This is a genomic window from Dyella sp. (genome assembly GCF_035486915.1).
GTDB lineage: Bacteria > Pseudomonadota > Gammaproteobacteria > Xanthomonadales > Rhodanobacteraceae > Dyella_B.
In genome coordinates, this window is the sequence record NZ_DATHMR010000210.1 from 1 (window position 1) to 16,458 (window position 16,458).

Here is a 16,458-nt window from a genome sequence, read left to right on the forward strand (position 1 = left end):
CGCCCGAGCCAAGCGTTCCCACCGTGACGCTTCCACCTACTTCGTCCAGCACGACATCGCCAGAACCCACGCTGCCGATGCGCACGTCGGCGTGCACATTGCGCACCTTCAGATCGCCCGAACCAATGGAACCGGCGTGCAAACTACCGACGTCGTTGACTTCGACGTCGCCCGACTCGTTGGTCACGTTGACGGTCCCCGCGATATTGCGGATATGCAGATCGCCCGAACTGGTATCGGCATCCAGCTGGTTGAAGCCGCCGACATATGCATCGCCCGAATCGGCGGTCAGCGTGACCGGCATGCTCGAAGGTAACTGCATTTGCAGATCGACATACTCGTATGACGTCTCCACGCCGAAAATCTGGACGTTGAGTCCATGCGAGGAGCCAACATCGATAATGAGCTGATCGCCTTCGCGATGCTCGGTGACCTCCAGATTCTCCAGCGCCGATTGTGAGGAGGCGCACGCGCGCCCGGTGACATCCAGGGTGGAGGTGCTGCCGGTACCGGCAAGATGCAGGTCATGACTGTGCACTTCGATCTGCACGCCTCGTACGCCGGACAGATCGTCATGCAGATTTCGCGGTGCCGAGTAACGGCAGTCGTCCGCCATAGCGGCCAGCGGGATCGACATCAGAGCGAGAAGAGCGAGGGTGCGACGCATGCAGAATCTCCAGTCAATGTTCACAGGCTCAGATGCTTGCCAGCCCGAAAAGGTTGAATACCTGCCTGGTCTTGCCGGGCGACGATCGCCCCGAAACCCCTCCCCTGGCCAACGGGTCAGGCCTTGCGTTCTTCGGCCTTTGCCCGCTGCCAAAGCGCTTCCTGGGCAGCAAGGTCCGAAGCCGACAGCGGCTCCCCCTCGTCGGCCGCCAGCTGCTCCATGCGCCGGAAGCGCCGCTCGAACTTCGCATTGGCATGTTTGAGCGCCCGGGCAAAATCGACCCCGGCGTGCCGGGCCAGATTTACCGCTACGAACAGCACATCGCCTATCTCATCTTCCAGGCGAGCATGAGGAGCACCGGCGTCGAATTCAGCCTGCACTTCGGCCAGTTCTTCGTGAAGCTTGTCGATGACCGGCCGATGATCGGGCCAGTCGAACCCCACCGTGGCTGCGCGCTGCTGCAGCTTCAAGGCACGCTGCCATTCGGGCTGCCCGCGCGACACACCCGACAGCGCACTGTCGTCGTGCGCAGCACCCTTGGCGGCGCGCTCGCGTGCCTTGATCTCGTCCCAGGCGCGTTTCTGCTCATCCAGGTCGGCATAGGTGACGTCGCCAAAGACGTGCGGATGACGGCGGCGCATTTTGTCGCTGATCGTATGGGCAACGTCGTCGAAGTCGAACAGCCCCTGCTCTTTCGCCATCTGCGCATGGAACACGACCTGCAGGAGCAGATCGCCAAGTTCATCCTGCAGATCGTGCCAGTCGTGACGGTCGATCGCGTCGGCGACTTCGTAGGCTTCTTCCACGGTGTACGGCGCGATGGTGCTGAAATCCTGCTTCACGTCCCACGGGCAGCCGCGTTCCGGATCGCGCAGGCGCGCCATGATCGCCAGCAGATCGTCGAGGCTATACCGTGTTTCGGTGCTCATGCCAGACCGGCTTCGCGCATGCGGGCGGCCCAGTCGATACCGGCATCGCCGACGGCCAAAAATTCGGGATTGATCAGGGATTCGCCGCGGTTGTAATGCAGCCGTGTGCCGGTGAGATCGAGCACGGCACCGCCCGCTTCTTCGAGCACGCATTGCGCAGCGGCGGTATCCCATTCGCTGGTCGGGCCGCGACGCAGATAGACGTCTGCGGCACCTCGCGCAATCAGACAGAACTTCAGCGAGGAGCCCAATGGCTGCAGCAGATAATCCTCGCCGAGCAGACGACGCATGATCGCTTCGGCCGAACCGCCATGCGAACGGCTGCCAGCGGCAACCGGTGGATTGGCCAGATTGCGCGCGTAGATCCGTTCCCACTCGGCATCGGGTTGCACCTGCCACCATGCACCGCGTCCGCGTGCGGCTACGTACAAATCTTCGGTGGCCGGGGCGAGCACGACACCCATCACGGGTTCGCCGTTGTCGATCAACGCAATATTGACGGTGAACTCACCGTTGCGCTTGACGAATTCGCGTGTGCCATCGAGCGGGTCGACCAGCCAGTAACGCGACCACTGGCGACGTTCGTCCCACGGCGCCTGTCGCGCTTCTTCCGAGACAATGGGCAAAACCGGATCGAGCTGCGACAGACCCGCGACGATGACTTTCTGCGCTGCAAGATCGGCCGCTGTCAGCGGCGAGTGATCGTCTTTGACTTCGACATCGAAGTCCTGGCGATACACCGTCATGATCGCATCGCCGGCACTGCGTGCCAGCGCACCAATTTGCATCAGCAAGGGGTTCCCGGGCATGTCGCTCATGCGATTTTCAACCGGCCGGCAAGATATTCGCGCGCCATGAAAAGCGCGGCGATGGAACGGCCTTCGGTCACGTCATCGCGCGACACGAGCGTGTGCAGATCGGCGAGTTTCCACGGGATCACTTCCAGCTCTTCGGGCTCGTCACCGAGCAAGCGCTCCGGGTAGAGATCCTGTGCCAGCACGACGTGTGCCATGTGCGTCATGTAAGCGGGCGACAACGACAGGTTGTGCAGAATCTTGAGTTTTCGCGCGCCGTATCCGACTTCTTCCTTCAGTTCGCGATCCGCGCCCTGCTCGACCGTTTCATCGCGATCGAGGCGTCCTTTGGGCAAGCCCAATTCGTAACGCTCCACACCCACGCCGTATTCGCGTACCAGCAACACGGTTTCATCGTCGATCATCGGCACGATGATGACCGCGCCCAGGCCGCTGCCTTTCAGGCGTTCGTAGGTGCGATGTTCACCGTTGGAAAATTCCAGCTCCACCTTTTCTGCGTGGAGAAAGCTGCTGGAATCGGAATCGCGTTTGCTGTGGATGATGGGATAGCGTGGCATCGGGGGATTGTAACCCTTATAGGGCAAGCCGCTTGAGCGCCTGCGCGTGAATCGCCGGGGTGCCGGCGAGGACGCTGCGCGTTTCCAGCGTAGGCGGTTGGCCATCCATATCCGTAAACACTCCACCCGCTTCGCGCACGATCACAGCCAATGCGGCGATGTCGAGGATGTTCAGATCCGACTCGATCACCAGATCCAACGAACCGCGCGCCAGCAAGTGGTAATGGCAGAAATCGCCGTAACCGCGGATGCGATTGCTGTCGCGAATCATCGCGCCCAATGCTTGCCAACGTGCGTCGCCGGTCATCGTCTTCACGTTGCCGATGGATAGCGACGCTTGTGACATGTCCGCGGTCTGCGCTACGTGCACGCGTTCGCCGTCGAGCCACGCACCGCCACCCACGCTCGCCCACATGGTTTCGCCGTAAATCGGTGCGCTGGATACGCCCAGCACCAGTTCACCCTGATGCATCAATGCAATCTGCGTGGAAAAAAACGGAGTGCGGCGCACGAAACTTTTGGTGCCGTCCAGCGGATCGACCAGCCAGAGCAATCCGTCGCGATCGCCATCGAGACCGAACTCTTCGCCATAAATCGCCGCATCCGGCAGCGCGGCAGTGAGCACGGCGCGGATCGCCTTTTCCGCTTCGCGGTCGGCAATGGTTACGGGCGTGGCGTCGGATTTGATTTCCACCTCCACGCCGCGTTGCCAGTAATAACGAATCACCTCTGCCGCCGCTGCCGCCGCATTGCGTGCCGCCTGAAGTGCCACGTTCCATCGCTGCTCGTTCATTGCGTATCCGAGTTCATTGCGCCAAGCCGCCACGATAACCGAGTCGAACGGTGCCGTCCGCCTCGGGGCGGCCGAGGGTGTGCAGCCATTGCATCAGCAAGGGATCGTCCTTGCGTGGCTTCAAGCTCATTTGCAGACTCCAGCCAAGCGGGCTGAAGGATAAAAGGCCGCTCATATGCAGTGCGCCATCGCCATCGTCACTGAGCGTGGCCTGCAGCACGCCGTTGTCGCCCGTAATCTGCGCGGAGATGCCGCCCAGGGTAGCGACGCCCTGTGCCGTGTGGATGGCAGCATGAGTCCAGTGAGCGACCGCATCGGCCTGCATCGGCCAACCGCCCTGCAACTGTGCTCGCGCGATAGTCAGCTTGAGCTGCCCGTCCGGTTTAGCGTGCAGCCACGGTGTCACATCGAGCATCGCCGGGTCGAGCGACAGCGTGACATCGCGCCACTCATCCTGCGTGTTCGACAGTTGATGCATATGCCCCTGAAAGCTGAGCTGGGGCTGCCGAAGACTCAGATCCAGATCGATATCGCCCAGCAGGGCACGCCGGGACAGCAACCACTCGACCGTTCCCACTGGCTCACCGGTGGCCGTCGAGACCTGACCCGCCCGGCCCTGCCACACCGTGCCTGTGACCTGCTGCAACTGCAGCCCGTGCAGGCGCGATTGCAGAAACGGCATTACCCAGCTTGCCGGCAGCCACCAGACCATCGCAGCCAGCGCCACGACGAGTACGGCAATACCAGTGAGCACGATGCGCAAGCGCTTCATCGATATGATTTTCCGCAAGAAAATGCCGGAGCGCTTGAGCAGCACCGGCGACTACCCCGATCATAGCGGGATGACCCTTATCACAGACGCCAACGCCGACCTCGCCCGGCGCGACTTGCGCCACATCTGGCATCCCTGCACGCAAATGCACGACCACGAGCATGTGCCGATGGTGCCCATCGTTCGCGGAGAAGGCCCGTGGCTGATCGACGCCGACGGCAACCGCTACCTGGATGGCATCAGTTCGTGGTGGACGAACTTGTTCGGTCACGCGAATCCGCGTATCGCGGCCGCTCTCGCCGAACAAGCGCAGACGTTAGAGCACGTGATCTTCGCGGGCTTTACGCATCCACCGGCCATCGAACTGGCAGAGCAATTGGTAAAGCTCACGCCAGCCGGGCTGGAGAAAGTGTTTTTTGCGGACAACGGATCGGCCGCCGTTGAAGTGGCACTGAAAATGAGCTTCCACTATTGGCTCAATCAGGGGCACGGCGAGAAGACGCGTTTCATTGCGCTGACAGGCAGCTATCACGGCGAAACGCTTGGCGCACTGTCCGTGAGCGATGTAGCGCTTTATCGCAAGACCTACGCCCCATTGCTGTTGACGCCGATCCTTGCACCCTCGCCCGATGCCTATGAAGGCGAGCCAGGGGAGACACCCGAACAGACGGCAGCGCGACGTCTCCAAGCCATGCGTGCACTGCTTGAACAGCATGCGCACGAAACATGCGCTGTAATTGTCGAACCGCTCGTGCAATGCGCAGGTGGCATGCGCATGTACCACCCCAGCTATCTCACCGGGCTTCGCAAGCTCTGCGATCAGTACAACGTGCACTTCATCGCAGACGAAATTGCGGTCGGCTTTGGTCGCACGGGAACGATGTTCGCGTGCGAACAAGGCAATATCGCGCCGGATTTCATGTGCCTGTCGAAGGGACTGACCGGCGGTACGCTGCCGCTTTCCGTGGTACTCACCACGCAACACGTCTACGATGCGTTTTATGCCGAATACAGCGCAGGCAAGGCGTTCCTGCATTCGCACAGTTATACCGGCAATCCGTTGGCGTGCCGTGCGGCGCTGGAAACGCTCGCCATTTTTCGCGATGAGCCCGTGCTGGAACGTAACCATACACTTGCCGCACATTTGGCGATGCGATTGGCCCCCTTACGCGATCATCCTCATGTTGCCGATGTCCGTCAGCAAGGCATGATCGCCGCAGTGGAATTGGTGGCGGAGAAAAAAACACGCCGCCCCTTCCCTTCGGAAGAGCGGCGCGGACTGCGTGTGTTTCTGCATGGCTTGACGCGCGGTGCGTTGCTGCGTCCATTGGGCAACATCGTTTATTTCATGCCGCCTTATGTCGTCAGCGACGCCGACATCGACCATCTGGTCGATGTGGCCTGCGAAGGCATCGCGCGCGCGGTGACAACCTGAAGGTCAGTGCCGAAGGGTGATGGCCGGATCAAGGTCGCGCAACGCCGGTCCAAGCGTGCGTGCGCCCGTCCTATCGATATCCTGCTTGCTGTACGAGTTTCCTGCCACCGGCAGGCACTGGCCGGGTTTAGGCTTGATCAGACTGCCTGTGTCGCGTATGCAACTGCGATCACCCGGCTTGATTGGTGAATTGGACTGCGGCGCATTCGCGGCAGCAGGCGCCTGATCGGCCGTCGGCGTACCCGCGTTCGGCGTGTTCTGGGGAGTGGCCATTGCCGCGGAGGCCAAACCGAACGCCAGCGCTGCGGCCAGAGGAGCAAATTTAGTCATGGCTATCTCCTGCTCGCAGGTGCGGCGGCGAGCACGCTTTTGGGGACTAACGCCATGCTGATACGGGGTTTTGGCCGCCGCAAGAGGATGTGGCCAACTCGGCTTTTTATGTTCACCTGAATGAACAGAAAGGCACCATAAGCTGTATGCTGGCCGGTCTGTTTGTTAAGTCCATCCTGTATGCGCACTACACGCATTCATATCGATCAACCGCTGGATCTGACTGCCGAAGTGGCACTTCCGCCGCAAGCCGCCGAGCACGTCGCGCGCGTATTGCGGATGAATCCGGGAGATGCGGTAATCGTTTTCAACGGCGACGGTCATGATTACGCCGCGACGCTGACGTCGGTTGGCAAACGCGATGTCATTTTACGCATCGACAGCCGCGAGCCCATCGCCAACGAATCGCCGCTGACGTTAACGCTGGCGCAAGGTGTGGCGCGTGGCGAAAAAATGGATCTGATTGTGCAGAAGGCGACGGAGCTCGGTGTGTCGCGCATCGTGCCGGTGTTTACTGAACGTTCCGAAGTGAAGCTGGATTCGTCGCGTGCAGAAAAACGTTTGATTCACTGGCGTGCCGTCGCGGCCAGTGCATGCGAACAAAGCGGCCGCGTTCGCGTACCCGAAGTAACGCCAGCGCAAACACTGCAAGCGTGGATTGAAGGCCTCGACGAGAACGGCACGCAACGTCTTGCATTGCTGCCTGAAGGAACCTTGCGCCCGCGCGAACTGAAGTTCGGCAAAGCCGGCGGCGTGCTGGTGGTCGGTCCCGAAGGTGGCCTCGGCGATCGCGATGTCGCAACGCTGAAAGACGCGGGTTTTCACGGGCTGCGGCTGGGGCCACGCATTCTGCGTACGGAAACGGCAGGGCTGGCTGCACTCGCGGCATTGCAAGCGCTGCACGGCGATTTCTAAGAGCGGCAGGTCGGTCAGCGCGCCGTCACCCAACATCTATACGCGCCCACATTGGCTCGCCCCCGGATCGAGTCCGGGGTAATCCAATCTACCCATGCATCGTTGCGGTCAGCTGGCTTGCTGCAGCAGCTCGAAAACTTCGTTCTCGATACTTTCGAGATCCGGAATCATCGCCACGTCGTCACGCACCAGTACCTGTGCCTTCACGCCACGCGGCAAGGGTTTGCCATCGTGGGTGGGAATGATCAGTTCGGCATTGAGCGTGGTCAGGCGCGGAAAGCCCTGCGTGACCACGGCGACAAACGGCAGATCCGGATTATCGCCCAGCGCCTTCAACACAGCCACGCGCACGGTGAGTTCGGAATCGCCCTCCTGTGCCTCGGCCAGCTTGGTGAACGATACAAGCGGCACGCGCCAGCCGCGCCATGCGATACGGCCCAGCAACCAATCCGGTGCGCCGGCAACCGGTTCGGGCGACGCAAAGGTGATCACTTCGGCCACCGTCGCATTGGGCAGCAATAGCCGGAGGTTACCGACCGGCACCAGCACGCAACGAATTTCACGAGGTAGTTGCTGTTCGCTCATCGGAAGTCCTCGACCAGTCGTACCGCGAGCTCCTGCGGTGAACCGGAAAAACTAGCCAGCCGTTCGGCCAGCACGCCATGCACCATATCGGAATAATGATCGCCCGCGGACGATTCGACCCACACCTGGCCACCGCGATCGTGGATCGCTTGCGCACCCGCGACGGCATCGGTCGCCTTGCCCGCAAACACGATCGCCAGAGCATCGCGGCCGAAGACATTGGCAGCCATCGTGAAACTGCTGTCGATCGAGGGCGACTGTTCGGACACGTCGGTCGCCGCACTGATTTCGACGCGGCCGTCGCGCGTGACACGGACCTGCTGCCCGCGCGGCACAACCAGCACCTCACCGGCACGCGCACGCGAACCTACGGCGGCGACTTTCACAGGCAATTTGCTCTGCGAAGCCAGCGACTGCGCCAACTCCTCGGCCGAACCATTAGCTTGATGTTGCGTCAGCAGAATCGGCAGCTTGATATCGTTCGACAGGGTAGAAAGAAAAGCACGCAACGATGCGTCGCTATCGCGCGCCGCGCCCAGTACCAGCAGACGCGCAAAAGCCGTATCCAGCTCCTGCAAATGCGTTTCGTGCGCGACGGCCGGCTCATAGTTGTGCTGCGGCGCAAGCGCCTCTTCGTTCGACACCAACTCAAGACTCAAACCTGGCTTGATCGGCGGCGCGTCGCCCTGGTCATCCGCATCGGGAGCCAGATAGTCGGCAGCGCTCACTTTCTCGACACCAAAATCTTTCTTGGCGGGCTGCGCGTAGTCGTCTTCAGCGACAAAGCCCCACTCCGGTGCAGCAGGCGCATGTGTCTGCTGCGCCAGCGTCGCCTTGACGATCTCCGGCGCTGTCACTTCTTCTTCGTCTGCCAGAGAGAGGTGATCGATGTTGAATCGGGCTTTTTCCACAGGTGCCGGCTCGTTGGAGGCACTTTGCATATGCGCATCGTGTTCGCCGAAGTTGCCGTCGTGCAACGGTGGTAACTCGTCGTCCTCACTGAACTTGAGGCTGGAAGCGAAGTCCTCGTCAACGTTCGTCGCTACGTGCTCGTCGGCAGGAAGCGCGGAGAGTTTGCTTTCGCCGAAGTCGCCATCGTGCAGCAGTGGCAGTTCGTCGTCTTCCTTGAATTTCAGGCCGGAACCGAGGCCATCATCAAAATCTGAAAATGCGTGTTCTTCCGTACTCTGCGGCGTCACTTCGAGCTCACCGAAGTTGCTCTCGTGCAAATCCGGCAATACTTCGCCGTTGCCGAAGGTCGGACCCGAACCGAATTCGTCTTCAGCAGCGACGGGTTCGTCGGATGCCAGCAATGCTTCCAGCTCGGCAGCAAGCGTTTCGGAATCCGGCGCCGATGCATCGTGGACCAGCTGCTGGCCGGCCATGGGATCGTTGATGAGTTCTTCGACGTGCTCTTCCGACGGTGCCGTTACAACCGGCTCCTCTGCAGCTGGCGGCGCACTCACCTCGCGCGCGTTGTCCGGGCGCGGCGGATCGATGGTGTCGGTGTTGAGCGCCTTGGCGGCGAGGTGACGCGCCCAGCGCGCACGATCCCAGCCATCCAATCCGCGGCTGGCCTGCGCATCGTTGAACACAACCGGTGTTTCGCCGCTTTTTACCAGGCCATAGATGCGGTCGAGCGTGCTGTCGTCGACGGCCTCGTCAAGGTTGACGACTAGAACGTCCACCCCCGCATTGCGCAGCGCCGCTTCGTCGAACGAACCGATCGGACCCTCGTGTGCGATCCGCGCTCCGTACTCCGAGAGCGCGTTGCGCAGATGACTTCCAAGTTCAGCATCGTCGAAGAAGAGCGCTACCGCAGTCACCTTTTCACTCATTCACCGGCTCCTGCGCGCGCTGCTCAAGTACTTCGCTGATCTGTGCGAGCAATTCGGCTTCCTGATAGGGCTTGCCGAGATAGCGTTCGACGCCAATGTCGAACGCGCGCTGGCGATGCTTCTCGCCGGTACGCGAGGTGATCATGATGATCGGCACGTGACGGAAGCGTACATCGGCCTTCATCTGCGTCGCCAATTCGAAGCCGTCCATACGCGGCATTTCGATGTCGAGCAGCATCAAGTCCGGCACGCGTTCGTGCAGTTTTTCGAGCGCGTCGACACCATCCTTCGCGGTGTCGACTTCGTACTCGTGACGTTCCAGTACGCGGCCGGTGACCTTGCGCATCGTGATCGAATCGTCGACCACCATGACTAGCGGACGTGTGCGCACATCCTCGACGACCGGTGCAACGCTCGCGTAATCGAGACCTTCGGCCAGACGCTGTTCGCGGCGACTGAGGCCGTGGCGAACCAGCGGCGCGAGATCGAGAATCACAAGCACCGAACCGTCGCCCATGATGGTCGCGCCGAGGATGCCCGGCACGGAGCTGACCTGCGGACCCACGGACTTCACCACGATTTCGCGAGAGCCAATCACCGCATCGATGCGGATGGCCGCGCGCAGATCGCCCGAACGCGTCAGCAGCAACGGAAGCTGTTCTTCGTCATCAACGTGACCCGCCGCAAGACCCAGCAACTCGGAGAGATCGTGAATGCCGAAGTCTTCACCGCCGTATTCGAACTGCGGATTGTCCTGCGACATGCGGTATGCAAGTTCGTCCGGCGTGATGCGGGCCACGCCCTGCACCGACGTCATCGGAATCGCGAACGTGGATTCGCCAATGCGCACCAGGATCGCCTGCGTCACCGCGAGGGTGAATGGCAGACGCAGCACGAAGGTCGTGCCTTCGCCCTGGCGTGAGTCGATCGCGAGCGAACCGCCGAGCTGTTTGATCTCGTTGGCCACCACGTCCATGCCCACGCCGCGACCGGCGAGCTGGGTGACGGCGCTGGCGGTGGAGAAACCCGTCTGCGTGATGAGCGCGAGGATCTGGTCGTCGCTCAGGCGCGTTTCCTGACGAATCAGGCCACGCTCGACGGCGCGCTTGCGGATGGCCTCGCGATCCAGACCGCGGCCATCGTCGCTCACGCGCACCACGACCTCGGTCGCTTCACGCGCCACGCGAATGCGTACGGCGCCTTCTTCGGACTTGCCTGCCTTCTTGCGATCTGCCGGCGATTCGATGCCGTGCGCAACTGCATTACGCAACATGTGCTCGAACGGCGCCTTGATACGGTCGAGCAGGTTGCGATCCATTTCGCCGTGCGCGCCTTCCACATACAGCTGCGCGCTCTTGCTTTCTTCCTGCGCAGCCTGACGCAACGTGCGGCGCAGGTTCGGTACCATCGTGTCGAATGGCAGCATGCGTGTACGCAGCAAGCCTTCCTGCAATTCCGAACTGACGCGCGACTGTTGGATCAGCAGCGTTTCCGCCTGACGGGTGAGTTCGTCGAGCATGTTCTGAATCGACACCAAGTCCGATACGGACTCGGCCAGCGCACGCGAGTACTGCTGCAGCTGCGAGAAGCGGTCGAGCTCGAGCGGATCGAACACGCCAATGCCTGCTTCGCGGTGCTCGCGCTGGAAGCGCGCGATGATCTGCGCTTCCGTTTCGATTTCGAGCATACGCAGCTGGCCGCGCAGACGCGAAACCGTCTGTTCGAGTTCGACCAGGTTGAAGCGATAGGCCGATACCTGCTGTTCCAGGCGCGAACGGTAGATCGCAACTTCGCCAGCGTTGTTGACGAGGTTGTCGAGCAGATCGGCGCGTACGCGGATCTGTTCCTGTGTGGTGCGGCCGACTTCTTCCTGCTCGGCATCGTCGGCCGGTAGCAGTTGCGGCAGATCCACGTCGAGAGCCGGTGCTTGTGGCGCTTGCGGCGTATGCGGCGTATGCGATTCGGCGGCGGTTTCGTGTGTGCCGGTGCCGAGCAGGCTGTCGATCATGGCGCGCGGGTAAGCAATTTCCTTACCCTGCGACACGCTCTGCACCAGACCGTGCATCTTGTCGAACGCGGCTTCGAGCTGACCGATGAGCGGGGCCGTGCGTTGCGACTCGACACCCTGCGAACGCTCAAGCAGCGTTTCCAAGGCGTGGCTGAGATCGCCCACCGGCGTGATACCGGCAATGCGTGCGCCACCCTTGAGGGTGTGCAGTGCGCGGAGCAAGCCGGACATGTGCGAGACGTCGGCTGGCTCGGCGCGCCACTGGGCCAACACGCCATCGGCATCGTCCAGAATTTCGCGCGCTTCTTCGACGAAGATCTCGAGCAGGTCCGGGTCGACGTGGCTGAAGTTCATCAGCTCGCCATCGGCGACGTAGTCGATCGACTCATGCGAAGTGGCCGCAACAGCGTGCTTGGCCTTCTTGCGCGGCGGTTCGACCACTGGCGCTGCAGGCGCTGCGGGCTCTTCGACTTTCGCCTCGACTTCGGCTTCAGCCGGTGTTTCGGCAGCCGGTTCTTCTACCGGTTCTTCCGCGACCGGTGCTGCCGGTTCATCGATGGGTTCGTTAGCAGCAATATGCTCGACGTGCGTTTCAACCGGCACCGCTTCATCTACGCGCGGCGCAGATTCGAGATGATCGGGCTCAAGCGCTTCGAGGCTGGCAAGCAGTTCGGCAAACTCGGCGTCTTCGTCGCTCGGCACATGAACGTGTGCGACGGGTTCTTCCTCGACTGTTTCGTGGGCCTCGGTCGCGGAAATATCCGAGAGCAATTCAGCGGTGTACTCGTCCACCGGTTCGGTGGGCTCGGAAACCGGCGTTGTTTCGAGTTCTTCCGCGTCGACATGCTTAACGTCGGCATCGGCGATTTCTTCTGCATGCTCGGGCTGCGCTTCCAGCTCGATATGCTGTGGCAACACATCCTGACGCTCGAACACGACGTGAGCGATTTGCGGCTCCGGCTGGTGATCGCGCAGTTCTTCCAGGCGCGCGATGAGCGCCGATGCGTCCGGCAACTGCGGATGTGCGGCGTCGAACTGCGCCATGACCTGATCGACCACCTCGGCACTCTGGCGCAACAGGCGCACGCCTTCGATCGAAAGTGGCTGACCGGCGGCACGCAAACGCTTAAGCAAGCTTTCCAGCGGCGACAGCAGATGAATCAGCAACGGGATATCGACCATCGCGATGGCGCCGTGCAAGGTATGCACAGCGCGCAGCAGACCGTCGTCGATGGGTAGATCGCCATCGGCGAAGTCCACGGCATTGCGAATGGTTTGCAGGTACTGCGCCACTTCGCTGCGCAGGATCTCCAGCAAGACCGGATCGACCGGCGGCAGCACCGGCGCGTGAATCGTGTCGGCGAACGACGGTTCGAATGCCGGTGCTTCGGCGTGCGACGCAGCCACCGAGTGATCGGTGTGCATGGCCTCGGGAATGGCATCGGCGGCGACGGGAGCACGCGGCACCCAGCGGCGCACCATGCGACGCACGGTTTGCGTACCGCCACCCGTGGCAGCGAACTGTTCGACGGTAGCCTGCTCGCCAGCCGCGATCTGATCGGCCGCCTGCATGATCGCGCTCAGCGGCGCGGTCGGCAGCGTGCCGTCGCGCAGCATGGACAGCAGTTGTGGCAATGCGTCGATTGCGTGCGCGACCACGGACTGCACACCTTCGTGCGGCGGGATGGTGTTGTCCAGCACACGGTTGAGCATATTTTCCACGCGCCAGGAGAATTCGCCCAGCACGCTGGCACCCACAAGGCGACCCGAACCCTTCAACGTATGGAAGGAGCGGCGGATCGGCGTGAGTTGGCCAATCTGCGTCGAATCAGCCACCCATGATTGGTAGCCCTGACGCAGGTTTTGGATTTCTTCCTGCATTTCTTCCAGGAAGATCTCGCGAATATCGTCGTCGATGCCCTCGGTGCTGCTCTGGAAGCCGGCCGTAGCAGCCAGCGAATCGACCGCTGCGACGGGCTCTTCCACATTTTCTTCGACTTCGATCCATTCGCCGTCTTCGCCTGGCTCCGGACCGCGTGCGGTTTCGGTTTCGACGAGGTGCAGGCCAGTGAGATCGTGCGCGAGCGGCGCATGCGTTTCGCTGCCGCCCATGAACAGCTCGCTGGCGTCGGTGCCGTGAACCAGACTGACGGTTTCGTCGAGCACGGGTGCGCGCACGTCGTGCACTTCTTCGGCGTGCTCCGGGAGCGCCTTGGCAAGCGGTGGCGGCCAATAACCGAGGCTGCCAAGACTGTGTTCGGCGACATCCAGAATGTGTTCAAGACCGCCGCGATGCTCGCGTGCGGCTTCGAGGTAGTACTCGAGTGCGGCCAGCGCGTCGGCCAGCTGATCCATCTGCGAACTGCTGGGTACGCGCTGATCGACACATAGTTCGTTGCCGATGAAACGGCCCACGCCTTCGGCAATCTGTGCCGGACGTGGCGACGAGAGCATGCGCATGGCGCCAGCGACTTCGTCCATCAGGCCAGGCATGCCGTCGAGCTGACTGTGCTGCCAACCGGATTCCACAAACGCCACGATGCCGTTCTTGACGCGACCGGTGGTGGCAACGGCTTCATTCATCAGCGTCGCGAGGATGTGACGCGCTTCGCTGCGCGGCAGCATCGTCGAGGCGTGCTCATCCAACGGCTCTTCAGTGCCGAGGCTCTCGATGTGATCGTCGAGTGACGCTTCGACGTAAAGCAACGCACCGGCCACATCCAGCAGCACTTCTTCATCGCTAGTGCGCATGCGATTGGCGATTTCTTCGAGCACGCGGCGCTGTTCGTTAATAACACGACGCGGCACGTTCAACGCGAGCATACCGAGGGTATCGCCCACGCGTTCCAGCACTTCGGCCTGTGACCCCAGTTGCGCTGGATCGGCATCGGCCTGACGCAGGAACAAATCCAGCGCTTCCTTCACGCGCAACAGGTCGTCTTTCAGCGCGCGCGCGACGGAGTCGAGCAACGCACGGTTGTGACCGGTCATCGAACCGCGGGCATGTTCCAGTTCGCCCTGATCGGGCACCAGACCGTCGAGGTTGTACGTTTGCGCCAACTGCAGCATCTGCGGGCTGCGCTGTTTGGATTGCGCAACGAAGTAGAGCAGCTTGCGGGCCAGATCGTCGGCATCGCCACCACGCAGGCTTTCTTCGCCGTGCTCAAGCAGCTGACGAACGCTGCGATCCACGCGACCGATCAATTGGCGCACTTCGGCAGCGTGATTCTTCAGGATGCCCTGATCGAGGCCTTCGAGCACACCCGCAGCAATCCACCACAGGCGACGACCCGGGATGGTGGCGCAACGCGCAGAGATGGCATTGAGCGAATTGCGCATCAAGGCCAGCTGGTTGCCGTTGCCCTGGCCGCGGAACCACGACAGCAGTTGCTGCTGGAAACGCAGACGCAGCTCGGCAATCTCGCCCTTGTGACGCTGTGCATCGACAGCGTTGGCAGCGGCCGGAGCCTGTGCGGGCAACGGCAATTCGAGATTGGGCGTGAAGAGCGCCGATTCGCTCAGCGGTTCCTGATCGCGGCTGGCGCGCAGTTCGTTGAGCAGCGGCAGCAACACGACCGGTACGTCGCGGTGACCGCTCGACAGACGTTCCAGATAATCGGGCAACTGCATCAGGCCGCGCATCAGCGCGGTATACGCATCCTCGCGATTGCGGACATGGTCTTCGAGCAGCGAGATGGAGAGTGTTTCCATCTCTTCGGCCACCATCGCGGCGCCGTAGAGCTCGACCATGCGCAAGGTGCCTTGCACCTGATGCAGGTTGTCGGCGCACGCACGCATGACGTCGCGGTCGCCGGGGTTGTCGACGTAGGCTTCCAGTGACTGACGCGCGAGCGCAAGCGTCTCGTCAAGCTCTGGCTTGACCCACTGTAGCGTTGTGAAATCGATGTGGTCTTGAAGTCTCATGCGCCCCCCTCAGCGGCTGCGTTCTTACGCGTCACACAACCGTCGAGGCTGTCCTCTTGTTATGGCCCAGTTCCAACCCGTCAACCCGGCAACTTAAAGTGCGCCACCGAACGGCGCAAATCACTTGCCAACTGCGCCAGGTAACCAATCGATTCCGCCGTTTGGCTTGCGCCTTGCGAGGTTTGCGATGTGATTTCCTGAATTGCGTTCATCGACTGCGAAATATCCGTAGCTGCGATGGATTGCTGACGCGCGGCGGTGGAAATGTTCTGAATCAGTGCCGACAGGTCATGTGACACACGCTCGATGTCGCCCAGTGCGCTACCGGCGTCCTCCGCTTTGCGCGCACCGGCCACCACTTCGGCGGTGGTTTGCTCCATCGAGTTCACCGCTTCGTTGGTGTCGGACTGAATCGTCTGCACCAGTGTTTCAATTCGCTTCGTCGCGCTGGCGGAACGTTCTGCCAGGCGCTGCACTTCGTCCGCCACCACCGCGAAACCGCGACCTGCTTCACCGGCCGACGCGGCCTGAATGGCGGCGTTCAAAGCGAGGATGTTCGTCTGCTCGGCAATGTCGTTAATCAGTTCCACGATGGAGCCGATTTCTTGCGAGGACTCACCCAGACGCTTAATACGCTTGGACGTTTCCTGGATCTGATCGCGAATCGAGTCCATGCCGGAGATCGTTTCGCGCACCACTTCCGCACCGTGCGAAGCGATTTGCACCGAGCGTTCGGCCACGTCGGCCGACTCGGCGGAGTTCTTGGACACGTTGTCCATTGAACTCGCAATCTGGTTGATGGCGGTGGTTGCCGTGCTGATGCGATGCGCCTGATTCTGCGCCGCATCGGCCAGATGGCGTGCAGTGGTCTGCGTTTCCTGTGCGGACGA

General features: G+C 61.6%; 13 protein-coding genes. 2 read left to right on the top strand and 11 right to left on the bottom strand.

The features are described from left to right. The 6 genes from VK725_RS17665 to VK725_RS17690 form a co-directional block, all read right to left on the bottom strand. The coding region (locus tag VK725_RS17665; RefSeq protein ID WP_325319373.1) for a DUF4097 family beta strand repeat-containing protein at window positions 1-667 on the bottom strand (667 nt) is incomplete at its 3' end. Window positions 668-783: 116 nt separating this feature from the next. Next, window positions 784-1,596 carry a nucleoside triphosphate pyrophosphohydrolase gene (gene mazG, locus VK725_RS17670; protein WP_325319374.1) on the bottom strand — a complete coding sequence of 271 codons (813 nt, stop codon included), beginning with the start codon at window positions 1,594-1,596 and terminating at the stop codon, window positions 784-786. Further along, window positions 1,593-2,414: a 3'(2'),5'-bisphosphate nucleotidase CysQ gene (cysQ, locus tag VK725_RS17675; RefSeq protein WP_325319375.1), complete on the bottom strand. Its 822-nt coding sequence runs from the start codon at window positions 2,412-2,414 to the stop codon at window positions 1,593-1,595. The genes mazG and cysQ overlap by 4 nt, the downstream gene beginning before the upstream one ends. Then, window positions 2,411-2,968 (bottom strand): ADP compounds hydrolase NudE, encoded by a 558-nt coding sequence (gene nudE / locus VK725_RS17680; RefSeq protein WP_325319376.1) that lies wholly within the window; start codon window positions 2,966-2,968, stop codon window positions 2,411-2,413. Before nudE ends, cysQ begins: the two co-directional genes overlap by 4 nt. A gap of 16 nt (window positions 2,969-2,984) precedes the next feature. After that, window positions 2,985-3,761: an inositol monophosphatase family protein gene (locus tag VK725_RS17685; protein WP_325319377.1), complete on the bottom strand. Its 777-nt coding sequence runs from the start codon at window positions 3,759-3,761 to the stop codon at window positions 2,985-2,987. A 13-nt stretch (window positions 3,762-3,774) separates the two neighbouring features. Continuing rightward, on the bottom strand, window positions 3,775-4,533 hold the full coding sequence (locus tag VK725_RS17690) for a type II secretion system protein N (protein ID WP_325319378.1): 759 nt from the start codon (window positions 4,531-4,533) through the stop codon (window positions 3,775-3,777). A 70-nt stretch (window positions 4,534-4,603) separates the two neighbouring features. Here VK725_RS17690 and VK725_RS17695 point away from each other — a divergent pair, with 70 nt between their 5' ends. Continuing rightward, window positions 4,604-5,968, top strand: coding sequence for an adenosylmethionine--8-amino-7-oxononanoate transaminase (locus tag VK725_RS17695; protein ID WP_325319385.1), 1,365 nt, complete (start codon window positions 4,604-4,606; stop codon window positions 5,966-5,968). A 3-nt stretch (window positions 5,969-5,971) separates the two neighbouring features. Here the strand turns inward: VK725_RS17695 and VK725_RS17700 are convergent, their stop codons facing one another. Further along, entirely contained in the window at window positions 5,972-6,298 is a 327-nt protein-coding gene (locus VK725_RS17700) for a hypothetical protein (RefSeq protein WP_325319379.1), read from the bottom strand. Between the two features lie 180 nt (window positions 6,299-6,478). On the opposite strand from VK725_RS17700, the gene VK725_RS17705 reads away from it, so the two are divergent. Beyond that, window positions 6,479-7,213 carry a 16S rRNA (uracil(1498)-N(3))-methyltransferase gene (locus VK725_RS17705; RefSeq protein ID WP_325319380.1) on the top strand — a complete coding sequence of 245 codons (735 nt, stop codon included), beginning with the start codon at window positions 6,479-6,481 and terminating at the stop codon, window positions 7,211-7,213. A 108-nt stretch (window positions 7,214-7,321) separates the two neighbouring features. Here VK725_RS17705 and VK725_RS17710 read toward each other — a convergent pair whose 3' ends face one another. From VK725_RS17710 to VK725_RS17725, 4 genes are all read right to left on the bottom strand, one after another. Next, entirely contained in the window at window positions 7,322-7,798 is a 477-nt protein-coding gene (locus tag VK725_RS17710) for a chemotaxis protein CheW (protein WP_325319381.1), read from the bottom strand. Continuing rightward, window positions 7,795-9,636 (bottom strand): chemotaxis protein CheB, encoded by a 1,842-nt coding sequence (locus VK725_RS17715; RefSeq protein WP_325319382.1) that lies wholly within the window; start codon window positions 9,634-9,636, stop codon window positions 7,795-7,797. Before VK725_RS17715 ends, VK725_RS17710 begins: the two co-directional genes overlap by 4 nt. Next, the gene (locus VK725_RS17720; protein ID WP_325319383.1) at window positions 9,629-15,568 is read right to left on the bottom strand and encodes an Hpt domain-containing protein; all 5,940 of its coding nucleotides are present in this window, start codon (window positions 15,566-15,568) and stop codon (window positions 9,629-9,631) included. The genes VK725_RS17715 and VK725_RS17720 overlap by 8 nt, the downstream gene beginning before the upstream one ends. An 80-nt stretch (window positions 15,569-15,648) precedes the next feature. Then, on the bottom strand, window positions 15,649-16,458 hold an 810-nt coding region (locus VK725_RS17725; protein WP_325319384.1), incomplete at its 5' end, for a methyl-accepting chemotaxis protein.

Bases quoted from the DNA above. Each gene is read 5' to 3' on its own strand.
- VK725_RS17705 (WP_325319380.1), top strand. From the start codon at position 6,479: ATGCGCACTACACGCATTCATATCGATCAACCGCTGGATCTGACTGCC.
- VK725_RS17715 (WP_325319382.1), bottom strand. From the start codon at position 9,636: ATGAGTGAAAAGGTGACTGCGGTAGCGCTCTTCTTCGACGATGCTGAA.
- VK725_RS17695 (WP_325319385.1), top strand. From the start codon at position 4,604: ATGACCCTTATCACAGACGCCAACGCCGACCTCGCCCGGCGCGACTTG.
- VK725_RS17685 (WP_325319377.1), bottom strand. From the start codon at position 3,761: ATGAACGAGCAGCGATGGAACGTGGCACTTCAGGCGGCACGCAATGCG.
- cysQ (WP_325319375.1), bottom strand. From the start codon at position 2,414: ATGAGCGACATGCCCGGGAACCCCTTGCTGATGCAAATTGGTGCGCTG.
- VK725_RS17700 (WP_325319379.1), bottom strand. From the start codon at position 6,298: ATGACTAAATTTGCTCCTCTGGCCGCAGCGCTGGCGTTCGGTTTGGCC.
- VK725_RS17720 (WP_325319383.1), bottom strand. From the start codon at position 15,568: ATGAGACTTCAAGACCACATCGATTTCACAACGCTACAGTGGGTCAAG.
- nudE (WP_325319376.1), bottom strand. From the start codon at position 2,968: ATGCCACGCTATCCCATCATCCACAGCAAACGCGATTCCGATTCCAGC.
- mazG (WP_325319374.1), bottom strand. From the start codon at position 1,596: ATGAGCACCGAAACACGGTATAGCCTCGACGATCTGCTGGCGATCATG.
- VK725_RS17690 (WP_325319378.1), bottom strand. From the start codon at position 4,533: ATGAAGCGCTTGCGCATCGTGCTCACTGGTATTGCCGTACTCGTCGTG.
- VK725_RS17710 (WP_325319381.1), bottom strand. From the start codon at position 7,798: ATGAGCGAACAGCAACTACCTCGTGAAATTCGTTGCGTGCTGGTGCCG.